The sequence below is a fragment of the Kribbella pratensis genome, assembly GCF_004365355.1.
In the GTDB taxonomy this organism is placed as follows: Bacteria; Actinomycetota; Actinomycetes; order Propionibacteriales; family Kribbellaceae; genus Kribbella.
The window spans coordinates 636607-657345 of the sequence record NZ_SODP01000003.1 but is presented as its reverse complement, the minus strand read 5'-3'; the positions used below and the strand labels follow the sequence as shown (position 1 = coordinate 657345).

The 20739-nt window shown below is 67.8% G+C and carries 21 protein-coding genes; 8 read left to right on the top strand and 13 right to left on the bottom strand.

Annotated elements, in window-relative coordinates:
- The 5 genes from EV653_RS42345 to EV653_RS30940 form a co-directional block, all read right to left on the bottom strand.
- Positions 1-1131: a resuscitation-promoting factor gene (locus EV653_RS42345; protein WP_134108023.1), complete on the bottom strand. Its 1131-nt coding sequence runs from the start codon at positions 1129-1131 to the stop codon at positions 1-3.
- A gap of 226 nt (positions 1132-1357) precedes the next feature.
- Positions 1358-1972: a nitroreductase family protein gene (locus EV653_RS30955; RefSeq protein WP_134108021.1), complete on the bottom strand. Its 615-nt coding sequence runs from the start codon at positions 1970-1972 to the stop codon at positions 1358-1360.
- A gap of 21 nt (positions 1973-1993) precedes the next feature.
- On the bottom strand, positions 1994-2263 hold the full coding sequence (locus EV653_RS30950; protein WP_134108019.1) for a hypothetical protein: 270 nt from the start codon (positions 2261-2263) through the stop codon (positions 1994-1996).
- 153 nt (positions 2264-2416) lie between these two features.
- Positions 2417-3307 carry an ornithine cyclodeaminase family protein gene (locus EV653_RS30945; protein ID WP_134108017.1) on the bottom strand — a complete coding sequence of 297 codons (891 nt, stop codon included), beginning with the start codon at positions 3305-3307 and terminating at the stop codon, positions 2417-2419.
- Positions 3301-4212: a TatD family hydrolase gene (locus EV653_RS30940; RefSeq protein ID WP_134108015.1), complete on the bottom strand. Its 912-nt coding sequence runs from the start codon at positions 4210-4212 to the stop codon at positions 3301-3303. The genes EV653_RS30945 and EV653_RS30940 overlap by 7 nt, the downstream gene beginning before the upstream one ends.
- A gap of 157 nt (positions 4213-4369) precedes the next feature.
- Between EV653_RS30940 and EV653_RS30935 the strand changes: the two genes are divergently transcribed.
- Positions 4370-5347: a type IV toxin-antitoxin system AbiEi family antitoxin domain-containing protein gene (locus tag EV653_RS30935; protein WP_134108013.1), complete on the top strand. Its 978-nt coding sequence runs from the start codon at positions 4370-4372 to the stop codon at positions 5345-5347.
- Positions 5348-5370: 23 nt separating this feature from the next.
- On the opposite strand, the gene EV653_RS30930 is transcribed toward EV653_RS30935, so the two are convergent.
- On the bottom strand, positions 5371-5790 hold the full coding sequence (locus tag EV653_RS30930) for an SRPBCC family protein (RefSeq protein WP_134108011.1): 420 nt from the start codon (positions 5788-5790) through the stop codon (positions 5371-5373).
- Between the two features lie 164 nt (positions 5791-5954).
- Between EV653_RS30930 and EV653_RS30925 the strand changes: the two genes are divergently transcribed.
- Positions 5955-8090, top strand: a complete 2136-nt coding sequence (locus tag EV653_RS30925) for a discoidin domain-containing protein (RefSeq protein WP_134108009.1) — start codon at positions 5955-5957, stop codon at positions 8088-8090.
- Here the strand turns inward: EV653_RS30925 and EV653_RS30920 are convergent.
- Positions 8062-8979, bottom strand: coding sequence for a helix-turn-helix domain-containing protein (locus EV653_RS30920; protein WP_134108007.1), 918 nt, complete (start codon positions 8977-8979; stop codon positions 8062-8064). The genes EV653_RS30925 and EV653_RS30920 overlap by 29 nt on opposite strands.
- Before the next feature lie 64 nt (positions 8980-9043).
- Here EV653_RS30920 and EV653_RS30915 point away from each other — a divergent pair, with 64 nt between their 5' ends.
- Genes EV653_RS30915 through EV653_RS30895 form a run of 5 tightly spaced genes read left to right on the top strand, consistent with a single transcriptional unit; the run spans position 9044 to position 14268 of the window.
- Positions 9044-10360, top strand: coding sequence for a glycoside hydrolase family 36 protein (locus EV653_RS30915; RefSeq protein ID WP_202871907.1), 1317 nt, complete (start codon positions 9044-9046; stop codon positions 10358-10360).
- Positions 10353-11267 carry a carbohydrate ABC transporter permease gene (locus tag EV653_RS30910; RefSeq protein WP_238160549.1) on the top strand — a complete coding sequence of 305 codons (915 nt, stop codon included), beginning with the start codon at positions 10353-10355 and terminating at the stop codon, positions 11265-11267. The genes EV653_RS30915 and EV653_RS30910 overlap by 8 nt, the downstream gene beginning before the upstream one ends.
- Positions 11264-12073, top strand: coding sequence for a carbohydrate ABC transporter permease (locus tag EV653_RS30905; RefSeq protein ID WP_134108003.1), 810 nt, complete (start codon positions 11264-11266; stop codon positions 12071-12073). The genes EV653_RS30910 and EV653_RS30905 overlap by 4 nt, the downstream gene beginning before the upstream one ends.
- A 12-nt stretch (positions 12074-12085) precedes the next feature.
- The gene (locus EV653_RS30900; RefSeq protein WP_134108002.1) at positions 12086-13360 is read left to right on the top strand and encodes an ABC transporter substrate-binding protein; all 1275 of its coding nucleotides are present in this window, start codon (positions 12086-12088) and stop codon (positions 13358-13360) included.
- Positions 13357-14268, top strand: coding sequence for a phytanoyl-CoA dioxygenase family protein (locus tag EV653_RS30895; RefSeq protein WP_134108000.1), 912 nt, complete (start codon positions 13357-13359; stop codon positions 14266-14268). The genes EV653_RS30900 and EV653_RS30895 overlap by 4 nt, the downstream gene beginning before the upstream one ends.
- Before the next feature lie 106 nt (positions 14269-14374).
- Here EV653_RS30895 and EV653_RS30890 read toward each other — a convergent pair whose 3' ends face one another.
- From EV653_RS30890 to EV653_RS30870, 5 genes are all read right to left on the bottom strand, one after another.
- On the bottom strand, positions 14375-15286 hold the full coding sequence (locus EV653_RS30890; protein WP_134107998.1) for an NADP-dependent oxidoreductase: 912 nt from the start codon (positions 15284-15286) through the stop codon (positions 14375-14377).
- Between the two features lie 88 nt (positions 15287-15374).
- Entirely contained in the window at positions 15375-16940 is a 1566-nt protein-coding gene (metG, locus tag EV653_RS30885) for a methionine--tRNA ligase (RefSeq protein ID WP_134107996.1), read from the bottom strand.
- A 28-nt stretch (positions 16941-16968) separates the two neighbouring features.
- The gene (rsmI, locus tag EV653_RS30880) at positions 16969-17811 is read right to left on the bottom strand and encodes a 16S rRNA (cytidine(1402)-2'-O)-methyltransferase (RefSeq protein ID WP_134107994.1); all 843 of its coding nucleotides are present in this window, start codon (positions 17809-17811) and stop codon (positions 16969-16971) included.
- Positions 17808-18224, bottom strand: coding sequence for a type II toxin-antitoxin system VapC family toxin (locus tag EV653_RS30875; RefSeq protein WP_134107992.1), 417 nt, complete (start codon positions 18222-18224; stop codon positions 17808-17810). Before EV653_RS30875 ends, rsmI begins: the two co-directional genes overlap by 4 nt.
- Positions 18221-18460, bottom strand: coding sequence for a hypothetical protein (locus tag EV653_RS30870; RefSeq protein WP_134107990.1), 240 nt, complete (start codon positions 18458-18460; stop codon positions 18221-18223). The genes EV653_RS30875 and EV653_RS30870 overlap by 4 nt, the downstream gene beginning before the upstream one ends.
- Positions 18461-18675: 215 nt before the next feature.
- Here EV653_RS30870 and EV653_RS30865 point away from each other — a divergent pair, with 215 nt between their 5' ends.
- A complete protein-coding gene (locus EV653_RS30865; protein WP_370359158.1) occupies positions 18676-20271 on the top strand; it encodes a dolichyl-phosphate-mannose--protein mannosyltransferase in 1596 nt (531 codons plus the stop codon).
- Here the strand turns inward: EV653_RS30865 and EV653_RS30860 are convergent.
- Positions 20255-20710 (bottom strand): GNAT family N-acetyltransferase, encoded by a 456-nt coding sequence (locus EV653_RS30860; protein ID WP_134107986.1) that lies wholly within the window; start codon positions 20708-20710, stop codon positions 20255-20257. The genes EV653_RS30865 and EV653_RS30860 overlap by 17 nt on opposite strands.
- Between the last annotated feature and the right edge of the window lie 29 nt (positions 20711-20739).

The following is a 20739-nucleotide window of genomic DNA, read 5'->3' as shown; positions in this document are numbered from 1 at the left end:
TCAGGCCTTCTTGCCGCACACCGGCCACGCGCCGTAGCCACCGCGGTCGGCCTTGACCTTCTCCGCGATCGCGATCTGCTGCGCCTTCGAGGCACCGTTGGCGTTGTTGGCGTACGCCGTCCCGCCGTACGCCGCCCAGGTGCCGTGGTCGAACTGGAGACCGCCGTAGTACCCGTTACCGGTGTTCGCGGCCCAGTTGCCGCCGGACTCGCACGCCGCGATCCGGTCCCACGCGCCACCACTGCTGGTGGGGACCGACGGCTTCTCGTCCGTCGTCGTGGTGGTCGGCTCCGCCGGCTTCGGCTTGGTGCCGACCAGGATCTGCTCGTCGACCGGCGCGGTGACGACCTTCGACGCGACCACCTTCGTGGTCGACAGCTTGCCGTCCAGGTAGGTGTACAGGTACGTGACGGACTTGGAGCCGTCGGTGCCCTTGGCCGTGGTCTTCTTCGTGCCCTCGACCAGCGTCGCCGACTTGGTCTCGTCGGTGCCGTGCGCAACCGCCAGGGTCTTGGTGACCTGCTTCTGCAGGACCTGCACGTAGCCGATCTTGTTGATGCCGAGCTTCAGCGGGGTGGCGGCGGACGGGGTGATCCGGTCGTCGGCGTCCCAGCGGATCTTCGCCTCGGTCAGGGCCTCACCGACGGTGCCGGCCAGCGACTTGATCGTCGCGATCTTGCCCAGGTGGACGATCTGCACGGTCTTCGGGGTCTTCACGACCAGTTCCAGCCCCTGGCGCCCGAGTGGCGCGCTCCGGCTGGTGGACAGCTGGGCCCCGTCGTACCGCAGACCGAGGTCGGCGAGCGCTTCGTTCACGCTGTCGGCGGTGGTCCAGTAGGCCTTCTTGGTGCCGTCGGCGTTGACCGTCAGCTCGCGACCGTACTGGACCGAGATCTCCTGGCCGTCCTTGAGTTTGGAGTCCGGACCCGGCGCGACCACGTCGTGGGCACCGATCTGAACTTTCTCGGCCTTCAGGGCGTCTGCCACGGTGGAGCCGAAGGTGTGAACCTTCCGCACCTGGCCGTCGACGGAGAGACTGACCGTCTTGCTCTTCGCGGCATAGGCCACGGAGCCGCCCGCGACGGCGAACGCAGCCGTCGCACCGACGGCCACGATGATGGACTTACGCACTAACGCTCCCAGGTAGGGCTACCCGGGCACGGGGTGGGACAGCACAGGCACCGACCGCCGACGCCGGACTGGCTGCCCGGAGCTCATGGTCCCGCCGAGGGGATGTGCTGTCCGGAATCTTCCCCGATCCCGGCCAACATCACGGGACCATAACGAAGATATGCCGGAAGTGCCAATCCCCTGGTCGGCGAGTCGCAAATGGGTGTAACGGGGACGACATATGTCGTCACGCCAGGTGATTGCCCCACTGGCCGCGATGCACCACTTCGGCGGTCGTCCGACGACCCCGCTTCAGCGACGGCGACCGCTTGTCCGGGGCCCGGTACCCGACCGACAGCACCCCGACCAGATCGAACCCCTGGGGTACGCCGAACTCCTTCAGCAGCCGGTGCGTTTTGTCCGCAGGAGGCCCGAAAAAGCAGGCTCCCAGGCCTTCGTCGACCACCGTCTGCAGCATCAGCAGCACCGCCATCCCGGTGTCGACGTACCAGTACGGCGCCGTCCAGCGGCCCTCGTCGCGATCGGTCCAGCCCTTGTCCGGTTCGGTGTACCGATCGAGGTACGCGTCCTTGTGCGCGAACGCGAGAACGAGCAGCGGCGCGCGCCGCAGGCCTGTGATCCACTCCACATACTTCTCGTCCGGATCCTCGGCCGCGATCCGCCAGTACCGCTCCCGCTCGTCACCCTCGAGGGTCAGGAACGCCCACCCCTGGCTGAATCCACCCGAAGGCGCCCGGAGACCGTTCTCCAGGATGCGTTCCCGCACCTCCTCCGGAACCGCCCGATCCGGGTCGTAGTTCCGCACCATCCGCCGCCGCCGGACAACCTCACTGAACTCCATGAGGTCTGTCTATCAGCGCCGTCACCCGACGTCGTCGCCGACGTCCAGGTGTCGCCAGAACTCCGGCTCCGGCCGGGACGTCACGCCGGCCGACGCCATCATTTCCTGGATCTGTGGACCGGAGTGCTCGAAGAACGCCCGGAACGACGCCTCGTCGGGCCACTCGTCGACCACGAGAACCTCGGTCTCGCTGCCGTAGAAGTGATGTGAGATCAGACCGCGACTCGACGCGTCCGCGATCACACCCTCGAAGAGCGCGCCGTCGTCGGCGCCCAACTTCTCGATCGCCATGGGGTCCCCAGTCACCTACAGGGTCATCAGAACGCTCATTGCCCCTCCCCCTGTGCAGGCCGGTCCGTGAACCGGGCCGACGCCCTCAGACTGCGCCCGTCCGGCACCCCGCGCAACGGTCAGCGCGAACGTTGACGGTCGGCGTCCGCCCGGTCACGAAACCAGCTTCGCCAGCAGGTACGCCTCGGTGCCTGCCAGTCCGACCGAGCAGAACAGCACGGTCCCGCCCGTCACGTTGCCGCTCAGTGCCGCGCCGAGGCTGATCAGCCGCTCGTGCTGCGGGGTGCCGGACAGGATGAACGGCGGGTCGTACGCCCGGGTCTGCGCGATCGAATCCGTGACGACAAGGTCGGCCCGATCGATCAACTCCGGCCCGAACTCGGCGCGACCCTGCTGCTTCGGCCCAAGCGTGGTGACGAAGGCGTCATCCTTGACCCACGCCGGGTCAATCACCGGCGTAGGGCTGTTGGTAGCCAGCACCACCAGGTCCGCCCCCTCGACGGCTTCCCGGGCTGACTCGACTGCAGTGACGGGAACCGCTAGATCCTCAGAAGCCCTTCTGGCAAAGGCGATTCGCCGATCCCGGTCCCGGCTGAACACACGCACGCCGGCCAACCGTCGTACCGCTGATATCGCCCAGAGCTGAGTGAACGCCTGCGTGCCCGTCCCGATCAACGCGAGGGTCTCGGCGCCCGGATCCGCCAGCGCATCCACAGCCACACCACCGATCGCACCCACCCGCCGCGGCCCCAGTTCGTTGCCGACAGCAATCCCCCGCACTTGACCACTCCCCCAGTCGTGCAGCACAACAACCTGCTGCCCCGGCTCGCTATCGAAGGAGTCATACGACCGATACCCGAACCACTCCCCCTCCAAAGCACCCGTCGTGAAAACCAGCCGCCCGTCGCCGAGATCGGTCGACACCCGCGGCGGCGTACGCAACCGCCCTTCATAAGCAGCAAGAACCGCCTCCCGCATCCACCCCACCGCTTGCCCCGGCCGCAGCCGCGCCCGGATCTCGGCGTCGGTGAGGACAGTTACCACGATCCGCCGAAGGCGTTGTTGGCGTTGGTGTTGAGGGCTGTGCAGAGTTCGGGGACGGAGATGTTCAGGACGTCGGCCATTTTGCGGACGGTGTGGGGGATCAGGTACGACGCGTTGGGCTTGCCGCGGTACGGGGACGGGGTCAGGTATGGCGCGTCCGTCTCGACGAGGATGCGGTCGAGGGGGGTGACTGCCAGGGCGTCGCGGAGGGACTGGGCGTTCTTGAAGGTGACGACGCCGGCGAAGCTGAGGAACGCGCCGCGGTTGACACATTCGCGGGCGAGCTCGGTGTCGCCGGAGAAACAGTGCATCACGAGGCGGTCCGGTACGCCCTCGCGGTCGAGGATGCGCAGGATGTCCTCGTGGGCGTCCCGGTCGTGGATCATCAGCGTCTTGCCCAGCCGCTTCGCGAATTCGATGTGCGCGGCGAACGACTCGTGTTGCGCCGCACGCCCGTCCTCGCCGGTCCGGAAGTAGTCCAGCCCGGTCTCGCCGATCACGCGGACCTTGTCCGAGCTCGACGCCAGCCGCTCGATCTCCGCGAGCGCCCTGTCCAGCTCGCCGGCTTCCTTCAGCTTCGGCGCCTCGTTCGGGTGCAGGGCGACACCCGCGATCAGGTTCGGGTACTGCGCTGCCGCCTCGACCGCCCACACCGCACCGGGCAGATCGCACCCGACCTGCACGATCCGCGTGACGCCGACCGACGACGCCAGCTTGATCGCCTCGGCCGGGCTCAGCCACGCACCGTCCTCGCCGTCGGCGATGTCGAGATGACAGTGCGCGTCGACCACACTCATCGGCAACGGATCAGGCACCGCGGGCCGACTGCGATCCCGCGACCGCCCGTCCTCGCCCACAGCAGCCCGTTCCCGGGTCGGGCGGTCAACCTCCACACCATCAGACATACCGCCTAGGTTACTAACCGTTCCTGAGTCGCTGGCGGGTTGTTTCGCCGATGGCGGCTTACAACCCGTCAGCGGCGAAACAAACGGTGATCGACCGCTGTCCACAGGCCGAAAGTCGCGCGCGGCGACGGGTGCGGGTCGCGGCATGTTGTGGGGTATGGACGTGAGACTTGAGGTTGTGGCTGCGCGGCGGGGTGGATGGTTCTCGCGGCGGGATGCGATCGCAGCTGGGTACTCCGATGCCGACCTCCGTCGGGAGGTGATGTCGGGGAGGTGGGTGCATCTGACCCGGGGCGCGTACGCCGAGCCGGGAGCCGCGGTCGGGGAGATGCCGGCTTGGGAGCGGGACGCTTGGCTTCATCTGCGTACTGCGAGCGCGGTGTACCACCGGTTGGGGGGTCGGGCCGTGGTCAGCCATCAGTCGGCATTGTTCCTGCTGGGGGTTCGGGTGTCGGAGCTCGACCTGCGCCGAGTACATGTCACCAGACTGGTCGGCGCAGGTCGGTCAGGCACCACGGTCTGCCAGCACGCGCCGCGGCCGCCGGTCGACGCGCTGGCCGAGGTTGACGGCGTACGGACGACCGCCGGTCCACGAGCCGTCGTGGAAACCGTTCGGGCAACCAGCTATCCCGTTGCGGTCTCCGTCGTGGATCAGGCACTCCGGTTGCGCATAGCAACAGCACCGCAGCTCGCAGCCGCCCTCCAACTATTCACCGGCCGGCCTGGCATCAGCACGGCGACCAGGGCCGTTCTCTTCGGTGACGCGCGGTCCGAGTCGGTCGCCGAGTCGCGGCTGCGGGTGCTGCTGGCGGATCTCGGCCTGCCTGCACCGTTGCCTCAGGCAGAGATCCGGGACACCGGCGGTTCGCTGGTTGCGCGGGTCGACTTCCTGTTCACGCAGTACGGCGTGATCGTCGAGTTCGACGGAGACGTCAAGTACGGCGATGGCGGCGGGCAGGCGCTGATCGCCGAGAAGGTGCGCGAGGACCGCCTGCTCGACCTCGGCTACCAGATCGTCCGCGTCCGCTGGCCCGACCTAGCCCACCCGTCCAATCTCCTCACCCGCATCCACCGCGCCATTGGCCGCGCACAGCCCGCGTCGATAGCGGGTTATGTGACGGCTATCGCGCAATAACCAGGCACCCATCAAACAACCCGCTATCGGGCCTCGGCGGCTTCCTTCACCTTGGCGACGAGCATCTCCCACATGCCCTGCGAGTGCTTGGCCTCTTCCTCGCCGGCGTTGTTGTCCTGGGAGAGCTTCAAGTGCGTATCGCCGGTCAGCTCGTAGGTCAGCGTGTGGTAGTTCTCCGGTACGTCGGGTTGCCCCGTGAGCGGGCTGAAATGGGTCAGCTTCAACAGCCGCTCGGGCTCGATCGCGAGGATCTCGCCCTTGTCCTGGTACGGCTTGCCCTCCCATTCACCGGTCCAGGTGATCGGGCTGCCTACCTGCCAGTCGGTCTCGACCTCGGCGCCGAACCACAGCTCCTTCAGCTTCTCCGGGCTGGTCAGCACCTCCCACACCCGCGCCGCCGGCGCATCGATGTCGGTCTCGGCCACTGCCACGTATCCAGTCATCGTCAATCTCCTCTCTCCCCCCGACCGTACGGTTCCCGGGCCTCATGCGCTTGTAGAAAAGCGTCAGCCGGATCGTGCAGGAAGTCAGCACCCACGGCCATGTTCGCGGCACGCGCAGGCCAGTAATTTGCGTCTCGGTTCCGCCCGACCGACAGGAGCAGCCGATGCCCAGAAGGCTCAGCGCAGTCCTCGCCGTACTCAGCCTCGCGATGACAGCGCTACACACCGACACCGCCCCGCCGATCCCGGTGCAGATCTTCAGTCTGACCGACCTGCACGGCTACCTCTCGGAGACCGAGAACCTGACCATCGCCGGCCCGTCCGGCACCGAGCAGGTCGGCGGTGCCGCTTATCTCAAGGCACACCTGGACCAGCTGCGGAAGCCGAACAGCTTCCTGATCGGCTCGGGCGACCAGTTCAGCGGCTGGCCGGACTACACGCAGGCGTTCGCGAACGAGCCGACGATCGAGGTGCTGAACGCGTTCGGGATGGACTTCGACGTCGCCGGGAACCACGAGTTCGACCGCGAGTTCCCGTTCCTGCGCCGGATGCAGACCGGGGCCTGCTACGGCAAGCCCGGTTTCGACAGCTGCTTCAAGGACTCCACCGGCCGGAACTTCCACGGCACCGACTACGCGTACCACGCGGCGAACATCGTCGACCCGCGGACCAAGCGGCCGGTGCTCCCGCCGTACTGGATCGCGCAGGCGGGCTCGCAGCGGATCGGGTTCATCGGGCTGGGCTTCCCGGGTACGCCGACCGAGACGCTGTCGATCGACGGGTCCGGGTTCGAGTTCCAGGGCGTGGTGGACGCCGCGAACCGGGCGGCGGCCGCTCTGAAGGCCCAGGGCGTGAACGCGATCGTCGTCAGCATGCACGAGGGCGGCCAGCAGGGCGGCTTGTACGACGAGTGCAAGAGTCCGACCGGTCCGATCTTCGACGCCGCGCGGGCGCTGTCGCCGGACATCGACGTGATCCTCGGCGGCCACTGGCACACCGCGTTCAACTGCATGATCCCGGACCCGAACGGCGTACCGCGTCCGGTGCTCGAGGCAAGCAACCACGGCCGGGTGCTCGGCGAGGTCAACCTGTCGATCGATCCCGCGACCGGTGACGTGATCCGGTCCGCGACGACCGCGACCAACCACGCGGTCACGAAGGACCTCACGCCTGATCCGAAGATCCAGCAGATCGTGAAGTACTGGATGGACAAGTGGACGGCCCGGCAGGCACAGCCGCTGACGAAGCTCGACCGCGATCTCGACTTCGCCACCACGACGGAGAGCCGGACCGGCAACCTGGTCGCCGACCTCTACAAGGCCGAGGCGGACGGCGACTTCGCGCTGGTACCGGCCGACCTCGGCGTCGACGTGATCGCCGCCGGTCTCAAGGCCGGCACGGTGACGTACGGCGAAGCGTGGCCGGTCGCCGGGATCTCGCCGATCACCACGCTCTCGATGAAGGGCGCGACGGTCGAGGCGGTCCTCGAGCAGCAATGGATCCCGCCCGCGTACGGGTGCAGCAGGCTGTCCGCGCTCGCGACCTCGGCGAACTTCGGCTACACCTACGACCTGGGCAGACCCGTCGGCGACCGGATCGATCCGGCGAAGGTCCTGATCAACGGGAAGCCGCTGCAGCCCGACAAGACGTACCGCGTGACGACGAGCGCGGCGATGCCGTTGCACGGAGCGCAGTACGGCTATCCGGGGTTTCAGCAGTACACCCAGCTGACCCGGGCTCCGAAAATGGGCCAGGAGGTCTTCCTCAACTATCTCCGGACCCATCCGTTGCTCAAGGCACCCAGTCTCGGACGTGTCACCGCGATCCCCGGTACGCCGCCGCCGGTCGACGGCCCGTTCGGTCCGCTGAACCTGCTGCCGCAGAGCGAGATGACCGCTACGGCCACCAGCCAGGGCTCGCCCACCAACAGCGCAACGGCAGCGATCGACGGCAACTGCACGACGATGTGGCACTCGAACTGGAGTCCGCACGCGCCGCTCCCGCAGTACATCACCCTCGACCTGAAGGCGCCGCGTGCGATCGAAGCGCTCGTCTACACCCCACGCCAGGACGCCGACGTGCCCAACGGCCGGATCTCGTCGTACGACGTCCAGACGAGCCTCGACGGGATCACGTTCAGATCGGCGACGACCGGGTCATGGGACGGCAGCGTCGATGCGAAGATCGCCCGACTCCCAGCCGCAACGACGGCCCGCTATGTGCGGTTGATCGGACTGGCCGGCGGGGCGGATTACGCGGCGGCGACCGAGCTCAATATAGCTCTAGCTCCGGGTTCCTGACCTTGGCGCGGTGGGCGGTCGGCGAGATCCCGTAGCGGCGGCCGAACTGGCGGCTGAGGTAGTGCGGCGAGTCGAAGCCGACCGCTGCGGCGATCTGCGCGACGGACATGTCGGTCGCGCCGAGAAGCTCGGCCGCGCGTTGCAGGCGGAGCGCGAGTACGACGTTCATGATCGAATCACCGACCTGCTCCTTGAAGAGATGCGCAAGCCGGGAGACCGACACCTGGGCGAGCCCGGCGAGTGAGGTCAGCGTGTGCGGCCGCGCCGGATCCGCGGTGATTGCCTCGAGCACCAGCTGAACGCGGGCGTCCAGGTGCTGCGTCTCCCGGCGCAGGCTCGCGACCGCGGTCAGCAGCACCTCCTCGATGCCGTTCATCGTCAGCTCGGTCGCGACGCTCTTCTCCAGCAGGTGCAGCTCGGTGTCGCCGGTCGGCGACAGCCCGGCCCGTTGCGCGTCCCGGTGCAACCGGTCGAACGCCGACACCACGCGGTCGGTCTCCGACGATCTGGTCAGCCGTACGTACGACAGCCCGGGCATTGCCTGTGGCAACGACAACCACCCGTGCCACTCACGCCGCGGCTGGAAGTGCGCCCACCATGACTCCCAGTAGGTGCCGACGGTCCCGTAGTCGTGCGGCGTACCCGGGCTGACCAGTACGACATCGCCGTGGCGCAGGGTCAGCCTGTTCTCGCCGATGAGATACCGGCCTGTCCCGGACGCGGTGTAGAGCAGATACCAGCTGCCCACACCGTCCGGCCGGACGACGCGATAGTCGCCGCCGCTGTGGAAGTGGCCGGTCACCAGTTTGCTCGGCGGCGGGATCTCGCTGTACAGCTCGATCAGCACCTGAGTAGCAAGATCGTGCTCGAAGTCAGCAGGCTCCGTCATGGTGGATCCCCTCGTGAGGGCTCCAAGATTAGCAAGATCCTGCACCCGACGAATCGAGTCATCCGTGCCCTTCGCACCCGTCGCCGAGCTCGAGTACGACGCCTCCACACTGGTCTTCGAGCACGGCTGGCAGTCCTGGAGCCCGAGCGGCTGGTACCGGCTCGACGCGTCGCCGCCGCGGCCGACCGCCCCGAACCATCACGTGATGGCGTACCGCCCCGGCGTCGAGGCCGGCCGGTTCCAGGGCGAGGGTCTCCTCGCGGTCGCGACCGCCGGCGAAGTCACCACCGTTACCGCGACGACGCCCGACGCCGTCCCGTCGATCCGCGCGGAGATCCGCAACGGCCGGCTGCTGATCTCCGCGGACGGCGAAGTACGACTCACCATCAGCAAGCACGCCAACCCGAACCAGGCGCTCGCCGACTGGGCCGACACCTTCGCCGCCGGTGCACCGCCCGTCCGCGTGTTCGGTCCGTCCTGGTGCAGCTGGTACGCGTACTGGGGCAAGGTCACCGAGCGGGATGTGATGGCCGAGGTCCGCCAGTTCGACCAGCACGACCTCAGCGTCGACCTGGTCCTGCTCGACGAGGGATACCAGGCGGAGATCGGCGACTGGCTGACACCGCGCGCGGACTTCGGTTCGACCGTGCGGCTGGCCTCCGACATCCGGTCCAGCGGCCGGCGGGCCGGGATCTGGGTGGCGCCGTTCCTGGTCGGCAGCAGGAGCGAGACCGCCCGCCGGCATCCCGAGTGGCTGGTCCCGGGGATCACCGCCGGCACCAACTGGGGCCAGGAGCAACTGGTCCTCGACGTGACCCACCCCGGTGCGGCGCAGCACATCCAGGACGTCTTCACCGAGCTGTGCCGGCAGGGGTACGACCACTTCAAGCTCGACTTCGTGTACGCCGGTGCGATCGAGGGACCGCGCCACGAGCAGCTCGACGGCATCGCGGCGTACCGGCACGGGATGCGGCTGCTGCGCGAGGCCGTCGGACCGAACCGGATCCTGCACGGCTGCGGCGCTCCGATCCTGCCGAGCCTGGGGCTGGTCGACTGCATGCGCATCTCGCCCGACACCGATCCGTTGGTCGACCCGCCGTCCGGCGACATCAGTCAGCCCGGTCAGCGCGGCGCCCGGTCCACGTCGGTGGCGCGTGAGTTCTTGCACGGCCGGTGGTGGGCCAACGACTCCGACTGCCTGATCGTGCGGCCCGATGTCCAGGATCGGGAGATCTGGGCAGAACACATCGCCGAAGGTCCGGGTCTGCGGATGTCGAGCGATCCCATCGGCTCGCTCGATCGCTGGGGGCTCGATCGCACCCGCGAGCTGCTCGTGCCGAGTTCGCCGCGGCCGCACCCGTTGAAGGATCCCGATGCTTAGGCCGGCGCCTCGCCGTACGCAGCGGATCGGGGCCTACAAACAGACGGCCGCCGCCTATGCCCTGCTCGCACCGAGTCTGGTCGGCGTACTCGGCTTCCTGCTCGCGCCCGTGGTGATCGTGCTCGTCCTCAGTCTGTTCGACTGGAAGTTGCTGTCGACACCGGAATTCATTGGGCTCGCCAACTACCGCAAGCTGTTCACCGACTCCGACGTCTGGCACTCGCTCCTGGTCACGCTGTACTACGTCATCATCTGCGTGCCGGGTACGACGATCCTGTCGCTGCTGCTCGCGCTCCTGGTTGACCGCAAGCTCCGAGGGATGAAGTACTTCCGCGCCTTGCTCGTGATCCCATGGATGGCGACGCCCGTTGCCCTCGGTCTCGTCTGGAGCTGGATCTTCGACCCGGGCCGTGGTGCCCTCAACCAGTTCCTCGGACTGTTCGGCGTCCACGGTCCAGCCTGGCTGTCGTCGCCGGTCCTCGCGATGCCGAGCGTCGCCGCGGTGCACATCTGGCAGTTCGCTGGGTACAACATGCTGTTCTTCCTGGCCGGCCTGCAGAACATCCCGCCGTCGTTGCGCGAGGCATCGTCGCTGGACGGCGCGTCCCCGGTCGCGCACTTCTTCTCGATCACGCTTCCGCTGCTGCGGCCGACGATGCTGTTCGTGCTGATCACCAACGTGATCGGCTCGTTCCAGGCCTTCGACACAATCTTCGTGATGACCGAGGGCGGCCCCGGTGACAGCACCGAGGTGACGACGTACCTGATCTACGACGAGGCGTTCAAGAAGTTCGACTTCGGCTACGCGTCGACGATCTCGGTGCTGCTGTTCGCGGTGGTGCTGATCGCGACGATCTCCCAGTTCGTGTACTTCGAACGCCGCACGACCTATGAGGTGTCCGGATGAAACTGCGCATCTTCGTGTACGCGGTCCTGGTGACCGGCTGCGTGCTCGCGATCTTCCCGTACTTCCTGACCGTGCTCACCGCGTTCAAGGGGCCGGGGCAACTGTCGGAGACGATGCCGTGGGAGCCCGGCGTGCCGCCCAGCACGGCGGCGTTCCACCGGCTGTTCGCATCCGGTTTCGGCGGCTACCTGGTCAACACGACGCTCGTCACGGCCGGGATCACCCTCGGCCAGGTCGTGTTCGCGGTGCTGGCGGCGTACGCCTTCGCGCGGCTGTCGTTCCCCGGCCGGGACGCGTTGTTCTGGGTCTATCTGTCGACATTGATGGTGCCGCCGGTGGTCACGATGATCCCGCTGTACCTGATGATGCAGAAGCTCGGCCTGGTCGACACCTGGGCCGGCCTGATGCTGCCGACGATGCTCGGTACGCCGTACGCGATCTTCCTGCTCCGCCAGTTCTTCCGCGGCATTCCCGCGGATCTCGAGGACGCCGCCCGGATCGACGGCGCCGGGCGGGTCCGGACGCTGGTGTCGATCGTGCTGCCGTTGTCGAAACCGATCCTGGTCACCGTCACCACACTCGCCGTGGTGGCCAACTGGAACAGCTTCCTCTGGCCGCTGATCATCACCAGCAGCGAGGACAAGCGGCTGTTGTCGGTCGGGATCGCCTTGTTCAAGGGGGAGATCGGCGTCGACTACAACGCCGTGATGGCCGGCAGCCTGATCGCGCTGGCGCCGCTGCTGGTCCTGTTCATCGTCTTCCAGCGCTTCATCGTCCGCTCGGTCGCAGTTACCGGGCTCAAGTAGTCGGAGGCTCTCATGTCTTTGTCCAGGAGGACTTTTCTGATCGGCGCCGGAAGTGTGCTCGCCCTCGCGGGCTGCGGCTCGTCGAACGACAAGGCGAGCAGTGGCGGCGGCAAGGTCGAGCTCGTCTACCGCCTGTGGGACGAGCAGCAGGAGATCGGCTACAAGGCGGTGTTCGCGGAGTTCACGAAGGAGAACCCGGACATCACGGTCCGGATGGAGGTGCTGCCGTGGGACCAGTACTGGACCAAGCTCACCACCGAACTGGCCAGCGGCAAGGCGCCGGACGTGTTCTGGCTGACCGTCGACTACTTCCCCGACTTCGCCGGCAAGGGCGTGCTCGCGCCGCTCGACGACCTGATCTCGAAGGCCGGGCTCAAGCTCGACGCGTACAACCCGAACGTCGTGCAGTCCTACAAGTTCGAGGACAAACAACTGGGGATGCCCAAGGACATGGGCATCGTCGGGCTGCTGTACAACAAGGACCTGTTCAAGAAGGCCGGCGTGACGATGCCGGCCGAGCTGACCTGGGCGCCGGACGGTTCGGGCAGCTTCCTCGAGGTCGCACGCAAGCTGACCGTCGGCACCAAGCAGTGGGGCTTCTGCTCGTGGAACCACAACCAGACGCAGTGGCTGAACTGGATCGCCTCGAACGGCGGCCACGCGATGGACAAGCCGTACGGCACGTTCGACTTCGCCGGCCAGAAGTCGGTCGAGGCGCTGCAGTTCGCCCGTGACCTGATCTTCAAATGGAAGGTGTCGCCGGACGGCACGCGGACCAACCCACCGACCGGACAGGCGACCGAGATGTTCTATCGGGGCGAGGTCGCGATGTTCCCGGCGAACAACGCCCTGCTCCCGTTCGCGCTGCCCGAGGTGAAGTTCCCGATCGGTGTCGCCGCGATGCCGGCCGGACCCGCCGGACGCACGGTGGTGATCAACGGCCTCGCCGAGACGATGTTCGCGAAGACCAAGCACCCGGAGGAGGCCGGCAAGCTGGTCGCCTTCCTCGGCACGGAGAAAGCACAACGCCTGATGGGCGACGCGGGCTACATCATCCCGGCCCTCACCGACGCCGGCGCCGGCTACCAGGCGTTCTGGCAGAAGAAGGGCATCGATGTCCAGCCCTTCCTCGACTCCGCCGCCGGCAGCACGGTCAACCTCCCGATCGCCGACGGCTGGACCTCGAAGTCCACCGAAATCAACAAGGCCGCCAACGACCTCTTCCTCGACAAGACCCCCGTCCAGGACATCGCCGCCACCATGGACAAGATCGGAAACGACAGATGAAGGAACTGACCGACTCGTACGCCGATCGGGCGGACGACGCCGTACTGCGGCAGCGGCTCGGGGCGGATGGCTACCTGTTCTTTCGGGGGTTGTTGCCGGTTCAGGTGGTCACCGATGTGCACGAGCAGCTGGCGCGGATCTTGTACGACAGTGACTGGTTGGCGCGGGATGCGGATCCGCGGGAGTTGGTGGCTTCGGGGCGGGCTGTCGAGGAGGGGTCGGCAGGGTTCTTCGGTGCATATACGGCGATCCAGAGCACGCAGGCGTTCCACGAACTCGCCGTACGGCCGGAGTTGATCGGGCTCGCTTCGCAGTTGCTGGGTGAGGAGGCGTTCGCGCATCCGGCGCACATCTGCCGGATCGCGCCGCCGTCGCCGGGTGCGAATCCGACGCCGATCCATCAGGACTACCGGTTCATCCAGGGGTGCGTCGACACACTGACCACCTGGCTCCCGCTGAGCCCGGCGCCGCCGGAGATCGGCGGGCTGCGGGTGTACGCCGGGTCGCCACGGCTCGGCGTACTGCCGGTGAAGGCGTCCGACGGGCCGGGGATGATGCGGGCCGAGGCCGACGAGAACCATCCGGAGTGGCGTACGACGTCGTACCAGCCGGGCGACGTGCTGCTGTTCGGGAGCCTGACCGTGCACGGCGCGATGCCGAACCGGACCAAGCGGCTGCGGCTCTCCGCCGACTTCCGGTACCAGGCACGCAGCGCACCGATGGCGCGCGACCTCCTCGGCACCGGCAAGCCGCACTACCACCCGGACGTGCCGGACTTCCCGACCCTCACCCGCGGCTGGACATCGACGAAATCCATCGAGGTCCCGCCCGGGGTGACATTCGTCGATCGCTGGGACCCACGCGTGGACGACGTCCCGACGCCGCAGTCCCGGTTCGCCTATGCCTGAGGCAGTACCCGCACCACTGATCAACCGGCGGCAGCCGTCCGGGTCTACGCCTGAGCCGCGGCGCCGCGCCGTCGTGGACGCAGGTTGATCAGTGGTGGAGGTCCGCCTACGGAACTACGACGATCTTGCCGCGGGCGTGGCCCGACTCGCTCAGCGCCTGGGCCTTGCTTGCGTCCGCGAGGGCGAAGGTCCCGGCGATCCGGATCGTGAGCTTGCCGTCGGCGGCCGCCTGGAGCTGGGCGTCGAGGGCGGCACGGACCTCCTCGGGGGTGCCTGTGCCACGCCCGGAGACCTGGATGCCGAGCTCGGCCGCGCCGAAGTCGGCGATGGTGACGATCCGGTCGGTGCCGCCCCGGAGCTCGATCGACTCCTCGAGACCGCCCATACCGGCGGTGTCGAACACCGCGTCGACGCTATGCGGCGCCGCTTCGCGGACCCGCTCGAGCAGACCGTCGCCGTACGCCACCGGGATCGCGCCGATCGAGCGCAGGTAGTCGTGGTTCGCGGGAGACGCCGTACCGATCACCGTGAGACCGGCCGCCACAGCCAGCTGTACGGCGACCGAGCCGACCGCCCCGGCCGCACCGTGGATCAGGATCGTCTCGCCCGACTTCACACCAAGCAGGTCCAGCACCCGCTGCGAGGTCTCGCCGGCCACGGGTACGCCGACGGCCTGCTCCCAGCCGAGGCCCGCGGGCTTGCGGGTCACGTTGCCGCCGAGCGCGTATTCGGCGTACGAACCGCCGGTCGACCAGCCGACGACCTCGTCGCCGACCGCGAAGGCAGCACCGTCACCGGCCTCGTCCACCACCCCGGCGACCTCGAACCCCGGGATCGCGGGGAATTTCGCCGGCGCGAAATCTTTCGTGAAGCCTCGGCGGATCTTCGTGTCGTACGGGTTCACACCGGCCGCGTGCACCTTGATCCGCACCTGCCCGGGGCCCGCATGCGGCTCCGGCACGTCCTGCACCTTGAGTACCTCGGGATCGCCGTACTCCTCGAACACCACAGCCCGCATGCGACAGCCTCCTCGACTTGGTTGTTGCTACAAGAAAAGGCTGCGCCGCCGCCCGGCATTCCCGGGCGGCGGCGTCAGTTTGTTCCGATCAGTTCTCTTCGAGCCGCGGGAAGAGCGGCTCTCCCTTGGTCAGCTTTGAGCCGGCCGGCAGCTGGCCCCAGGTCCCGGCGTCCTGCACCCGCTGGTCCTTCAGCGCGCCCAGCTTCTCCTCGGCGCCGAGCAGCTCCCACAGCTTCGCGGACGTCTTCGGCATCGTCGGGTTGTGCAGTACGGCGACCGCGCGCAGCGTCTCGGCCGCGGAGTACAGGATCGTGGCGAGGCGGTCCCGCTTCGAATCGTCCTTCGCGACCTTCCACGGCTCCTGCTCCGTGACATACCCGTTGACCGCGCCGACGAGGTCGTTGATCGCGGCGAGCGCGTCCTGGAACGCCAGCGTGTCCAGAGCCTTGTCCGCAGTGGCCACGGTCTGCGCGAGCTTGTCCGCCAGCGCCTGCTCGGCCGGTCCGTGGTCAGTCGGCTCCGGCAGCACGCCGTCGAAGTACTTGCCGACCATCGCCGCGATCCGGCTGGCCAGGTTGCCCAGGCCGTTCGCGAGCTCGGAGGTGTAGACCGCGCTCAGGTGCTCCCAGGAGAACGAGCCGTCCGAACCGAACTGGATCGTGCGCAGGAAGTAGTACCGGAACGCGTCCGAGCCGAAGTGGTCGGTGATCTCGTGCGGCGCGATCGCGGTCAGCTTCGACTTGCTCATCTTCTCGCCGCCGACCAGCAGCCAGCCGTGCGCGAACACCTGGCGAGGCACGGCGACACCGGCAGCCATCAGCATGGCCGGCCAGATCACCGCGTGGAACCGGAGGATGTCCTTCCCGACCAGGTGCACGTCGACCGGCCACAGCTCCTCGAACCGCTTCGGGTCGGTGCCGTAGCCCGCGGCCGTCACGTAGTTGAGCAGCGCGTCGATCCACACGTACAGAACGTGGTCCTCGTCCCACGGCACCGGGATGCCCCAGTCGAAGGTCGAGCGGGTGATCGACAGGTCCTGCAGGCCCTGCTTGACGAACGCGATCACCTCGTTGCGGGCGCTGGCGGGCGCGACGAAGTCCGGCTGCTCGTCGTACAGCGCGAGCAGCTTGTCGGCGTACGCCGAGAGCCGGAAGAAGTAGTTGGTCTCCGAGACCGTCTCCAGCTCGGTGCCGTGGATCATGCACCGCTGCGTGCCGTCTTCGTCGGTCCGGATGTCCGCGGGGAGCTTGAACTCCTCACAGCCCACGCAGTACAGGCCCTCGTACTCGCCCTTGTAGACGTCGCCCTTGTCGTACAGCGTCTGCCAGAACTCGCGGACCCGCTCGGTGTGGCGCTGCTCGGTGGTCCGGATGAAGTCGTCGTACGCGATGTCGACGTCGACCCAGGCCGGCTTCCAGGCCTCCTCGACCAGCTTGTCCGTCCACGCCTGCGGCGTCATGCCCTGCGCCTCGGCGCTGCGCATCACCTTCTCGCCGTGCTCGTCGGTACCCGTCAGGTACCACTTGCGCTCGCCGCGCTGCGCGTGCCAGCGCGTCAGGACGTCCCCGGCCACCGTCGTGTAGGCGCTGCCGATGTGCGGCGGGGCCGTGACGTAGTAGATCGGGGTGGTGACGTAATAGGCCTTCTCGGACATGTCTCAAGCGTAGTGGGGCGCGCGAATGCTATTTACCAGAGTCTCGTGCAGCCAGTACGGCGTCGTACACGGTCCGTTTCGGGACGTTGAAGCGCTTGGCGACGTCAGCGATCGCTTGTTTGCGGTGCGTACCCGCTTCCTCGTCCTTCGCGACCTCCCGGGCGAGGTCCTCGCCGGTGACGATCTTGTGCGGGTCGGCGCCGGCCACGACGATCGTGATCTCGCCGCGGACACCGTCCTTCGACCAGGTCACGAGCTCGTCGAGGGGACCGCGTCTGACCTCTTCGTAGGTCTTGGTCAGCTCCCGGCACACCGCCGTACGCCGATCCGCGCCGAACGCCTCGGCCATCGCCTCCAGGGACGCGGTCAGCCGGTGCGGCGCCTCGAAGAAGACCATCGTCCGCGGCTCCTCCTTGAGCTCGTCGAGCCGCCGCCCGCGCTCCCCCGGCTTGCGTGGCAGGAACCCCTCGAACGTGAACCGGTCCACCGGCAACCCGCTCAGCGCCAGCGCCGTCAACACCGCCGAAGGCCCCGGCACGGCCGTCACGTCGACCTCAGCCTCGATCGCCGCTGCCACCAGCCGATACCCCGGATCCGACACGCTGGGCATCCCCGCGTCGGTCACCACCACCACGGTCTGTCCGTCGACCAACGCCTGCAGCAACTCCGGCGTCCGCTCCCGCTCGTTCCCCTCGAAGTAACTGACGACCCGCCCACCCAGCTGGATCCCCAGCTCCGACGTCAACCGCCGCAACCGCCGCGTATCCTCCGCAGCCACCACATCCGCCCCCGCGAGCACCCGCCCCAACCGCGCCGAAGCATCAGAAACATCCCCGATAGGAGTCCCCGCCAGCACCAATCGCCCGGTCATGGCAGCAGCGTAAAAGCATCGACGTGCCGCGGCCGGACAACACTGAAGTGCCGACGATCCAATGTTGCAACCTCCCGGGCACCCAGCGCCTCCGCGACCGCCACCACCGAGGCATCCGCTAGCCCCAGCGGCAGGTCGGCGTACTTGTGCATGAGATCCGCGATGCGCTCGAGCTCCGAGTCGCACTCGGCAACTGCAAAGTCACCCGCCGCGAGCGACTCGACAAAGTCGGCTTCCACTTTCGCACCGACCTCGCGCTGGATCAGGTAACAGACCTCCGGTATGACGAAGCTCGGCACAACCAGTTGCTCCCGGTTGAGGTGGGCGGCGGCGAACAGGTCGACGCAGGCACGGTGGTCGTCGTCGTTGGACAACACCGCGGCGACGAGCGGGCCGGTATCGACGACGATCACTCGCTGCGGCCGAGCTCGTCTCGCAGGATCTCTTCGCTCTGCCGTGCGACGTCCGGACGGCTTCCTGCGCCGGCGCCGAACCACGACGGCGGCCACGGTCGAGGCTCCGTCGCCCGGCGGCGGCGCATCTCGAGGCGGTGCTTGAGGATCTCCCGCATGTCCGGCACGAGCTCCGCGGCAGCTTCGTCGGGCAGCTCGTCGATCAAGGCGTGCAGCTCCTCGCGTGGCGTGCTCATGTGACTGATTGTAGGAGGTTCGGCGCGGCTGGTTCCGGTTATCCACAACCGCGGGGAGGCGGTGGTACCGGGGCGTCCGTACGATGGCGGGCGTGGCTGCTGTGATCGAGGATGGGACTGCGCGGCGTAGCGACGCCGGCGAGGGGCTGGAGACGCTCGGGCGGGACGTGCTCGGGAGACGGCTGCCGCCGCTCAAGGAGCGCCTGTACCCGCCCATGCCGCGGGACTTCGACGGCGGCTGGATCGCCACGCTGGCGATCACGCTGATGGCCGGCATCCTGCGGTTCTGGCACCTCAGTACGCCGGTGAAGTTCGTCTTCGACGAGACGTACTACGCCAAGGACGCGTTCAGCCTGCTCAAGTTCGGGTACGCGCGCCAATTCATCGACCAGCCCGAGGGCGCCGCCGACAAGGCGATCCTGAGCGGCAACCTGGACGTCTTCAAGCCCTCCCCGAGCCTGACCGTGCACCCCGAGGTCGGCAAGTGGATGATCGCGGCCGGCGAGCAGCTGTTCGGGATGAACACGTTCGGCTGGCGCTTCATGCCAGCCCTGTTCGGCACCCTCACCGTCCTCTTGCTGATCCGGACGGTACGCCGGATGACGCGTTCGACGCTGATCGGCTCGATCGCCGGCCTGCTGCTCGCCGTCGACGGCCTGCACTTCGTCATGTCCCGGGTCGCGCTCCTCGACATCTTCCTCGCGTTCTGGCTGGTGGCAGCGGTCTCCTGCCTGGTCGCTGACCGTGACTGGACACGTCGCCGGCACGCGGAGTCCCTCGACACGCCGACCCCCGACGGCGCGCGTCGTACGATCGGCCGCTGGCTGCTCATCCGCCCGTGGCGCATCGCCGCCGGCGTCTGCTTCGGCCTGGCGCTCGGCACGAAGTGGTCCGCCGTCTGGACGCTCGCCGCCTTCGGTGTCCTCGCGTTCGCCTGGGACTTCGGCGCCCGACGCGCCCTCGGCGTACGGTTCGCGTTCGTGAAGTCGGCGCTGGTCGACGGCATCCCGGCGTTCGTCAGCCTGGTGCTCGTCGCCGGCATCACCTACCTCGCGACCTGGACCGGCTGGCTGCTGCACGACAACGCCTACGACCACAACTGGGCTGCGAGCAATCCGGCACACGGCGTGATGAAGGTCGTGCCCGACGACTTCCGGTCACTGCTCGAGTACCACAAGGAAGTGCTCGCGTTCCACACCGGCGACTACATCAAGCACGCCACCCACCCGTACCAGTCGAACCCGGCCGGCTGGCCGATCATCGCCCGCCCGATCGGCTTCGACGCGGTCAACGACATCAAACCCGGTACGCCGGGCTGCAACGCCCCCGCCGGGACCAACTGCCTGCAGGTGATCTCTGCCCTCGGTACGCCGCTGCTGTGGTGGGGCGGCGCGCTCGCGCTGATCGCGGCGCTGGTCTTCTGGATCGGCTCACGCGACTGGCGGTACGGCGTACCGATCGTGGGCTTCGTGACCTGCTGGGTGCCATGGTTCGCGTTCGACGACAGACCGATCTTCTTCTTCTACGCCGTCACGATGATCCCGTTCACCGTGATGGCGGTGGCGCTGATCCTGGGCAAGATCCTCGGGCCGGCCCGTGCCGCCGTCGGATCTGCGGCGAGTACCGTGGCGAGTTCGGCCGGTACGGCGATAAGCAGCGCTTCACCGCGCCGGCTGATCGGCAGCGCGGTGGTCGGCGCGTTCGTCGTCCTCGTCGTACTGAACTTCGCCTATATCTGGCCGATCCTGACCGACAAGGTCCTCCCCCACCCGGACTGGCTCAGCCGGATGTGGTTCAAGTCGTGGATCTGACCGCGTAGTCGACGTTCTCGAACGGCCAGTCCGCGGCCAGCCAGCTGCTGACGGCGTCGTACAACGGAACATCCAGCTCAGCCCGGTCGGCACTCACCCAGGAACGTACTTCGGTGACGCCCGGGTTCTTGCGCGACGGGTAGATGTAGACGCAGCCGATCACGTCGCCGTCGGTCTCGATCACCGTGAAGGTGAAGCCGCGGCGCTGCACGAAGTCCTCCGCGTGCCGCTGCAGATCCCCGAGATTCGACTCCAGCGTCATCCCGCCGACCGGCGGCCAACTGCCACCGAAGCCCGGCGTCGCACGGATGTGCTCGATGCTGCTCGTCCACGCGGCATGATCCGGGACGTTGTGCTCCGGGCCGAGCGGTTCCAGCCGGAAGCGCGGTGTGATCAGTGCCCGGGGCACCTCGAAGTCGGCCGGGACGAAGTCGCTCATGACCGCAGGCTACGAGGCCACGCCCCGGA

Coding starts and splice junctions, on each gene's coding strand:
- EV653_RS30890 (WP_134107998.1), bottom strand. CDS start 15,286: ATGCGGGCTGTGGTGTTCGAGGAGTACGGCGATCCCGAGGTACTCAAG.
- EV653_RS30900 (WP_134108002.1), top strand. CDS start 12,086: ATGTCTTTGTCCAGGAGGACTTTTCTGATCGGCGCCGGAAGTGTGCTC.
- EV653_RS30865 (WP_370359158.1), top strand. CDS start 18,676: ATGCCGCGGGACTTCGACGGCGGCTGGATCGCCACGCTGGCGATCACG.
- metG (WP_134107996.1), bottom strand. CDS start 16,940: ATGTCCGAGAAGGCCTATTACGTCACCACCCCGATCTACTACGTCACG.
- EV653_RS30910 (WP_238160549.1), top strand. CDS start 10,353: ATGCTTAGGCCGGCGCCTCGCCGTACGCAGCGGATCGGGGCCTACAAA.
- EV653_RS30925 (WP_134108009.1), top strand. CDS start 5,955: ATGCCCAGAAGGCTCAGCGCAGTCCTCGCCGTACTCAGCCTCGCGATG.
- EV653_RS30895 (WP_134108000.1), top strand. CDS start 13,357: ATGAAGGAACTGACCGACTCGTACGCCGATCGGGCGGACGACGCCGTA.
- EV653_RS30930 (WP_134108011.1), bottom strand. CDS start 5,790: ATGACTGGATACGTGGCAGTGGCCGAGACCGACATCGATGCGCCGGCG.
- EV653_RS30920 (WP_134108007.1), bottom strand. CDS start 8,979: ATGACGGAGCCTGCTGACTTCGAGCACGATCTTGCTACTCAGGTGCTG.
- EV653_RS30950 (WP_134108019.1), bottom strand. CDS start 2,263: ATGGCGATCGAGAAGTTGGGCGCCGACGACGGCGCGCTCTTCGAGGGT.
- EV653_RS30905 (WP_134108003.1), top strand. CDS start 11,264: ATGAAACTGCGCATCTTCGTGTACGCGGTCCTGGTGACCGGCTGCGTG.
- EV653_RS30935 (WP_134108013.1), top strand. CDS start 4,370: ATGGACGTGAGACTTGAGGTTGTGGCTGCGCGGCGGGGTGGATGGTTC.
- EV653_RS30955 (WP_134108021.1), bottom strand. CDS start 1,972: ATGGAGTTCAGTGAGGTTGTCCGGCGGCGGCGGATGGTGCGGAACTAC.
- rsmI (WP_134107994.1), bottom strand. CDS start 17,811: ATGACCGGGCGATTGGTGCTGGCGGGGACTCCTATCGGGGATGTTTCT.
- EV653_RS30870 (WP_134107990.1), bottom strand. CDS start 18,460: ATGAGCACGCCACGCGAGGAGCTGCACGCCTTGATCGACGAGCTGCCC.
- EV653_RS30940 (WP_134108015.1), bottom strand. CDS start 4,212: ATGTCTGATGGTGTGGAGGTTGACCGCCCGACCCGGGAACGGGCTGCT.
- EV653_RS30860 (WP_134107986.1), bottom strand. CDS start 20,710: ATGAGCGACTTCGTCCCGGCCGACTTCGAGGTGCCCCGGGCACTGATC.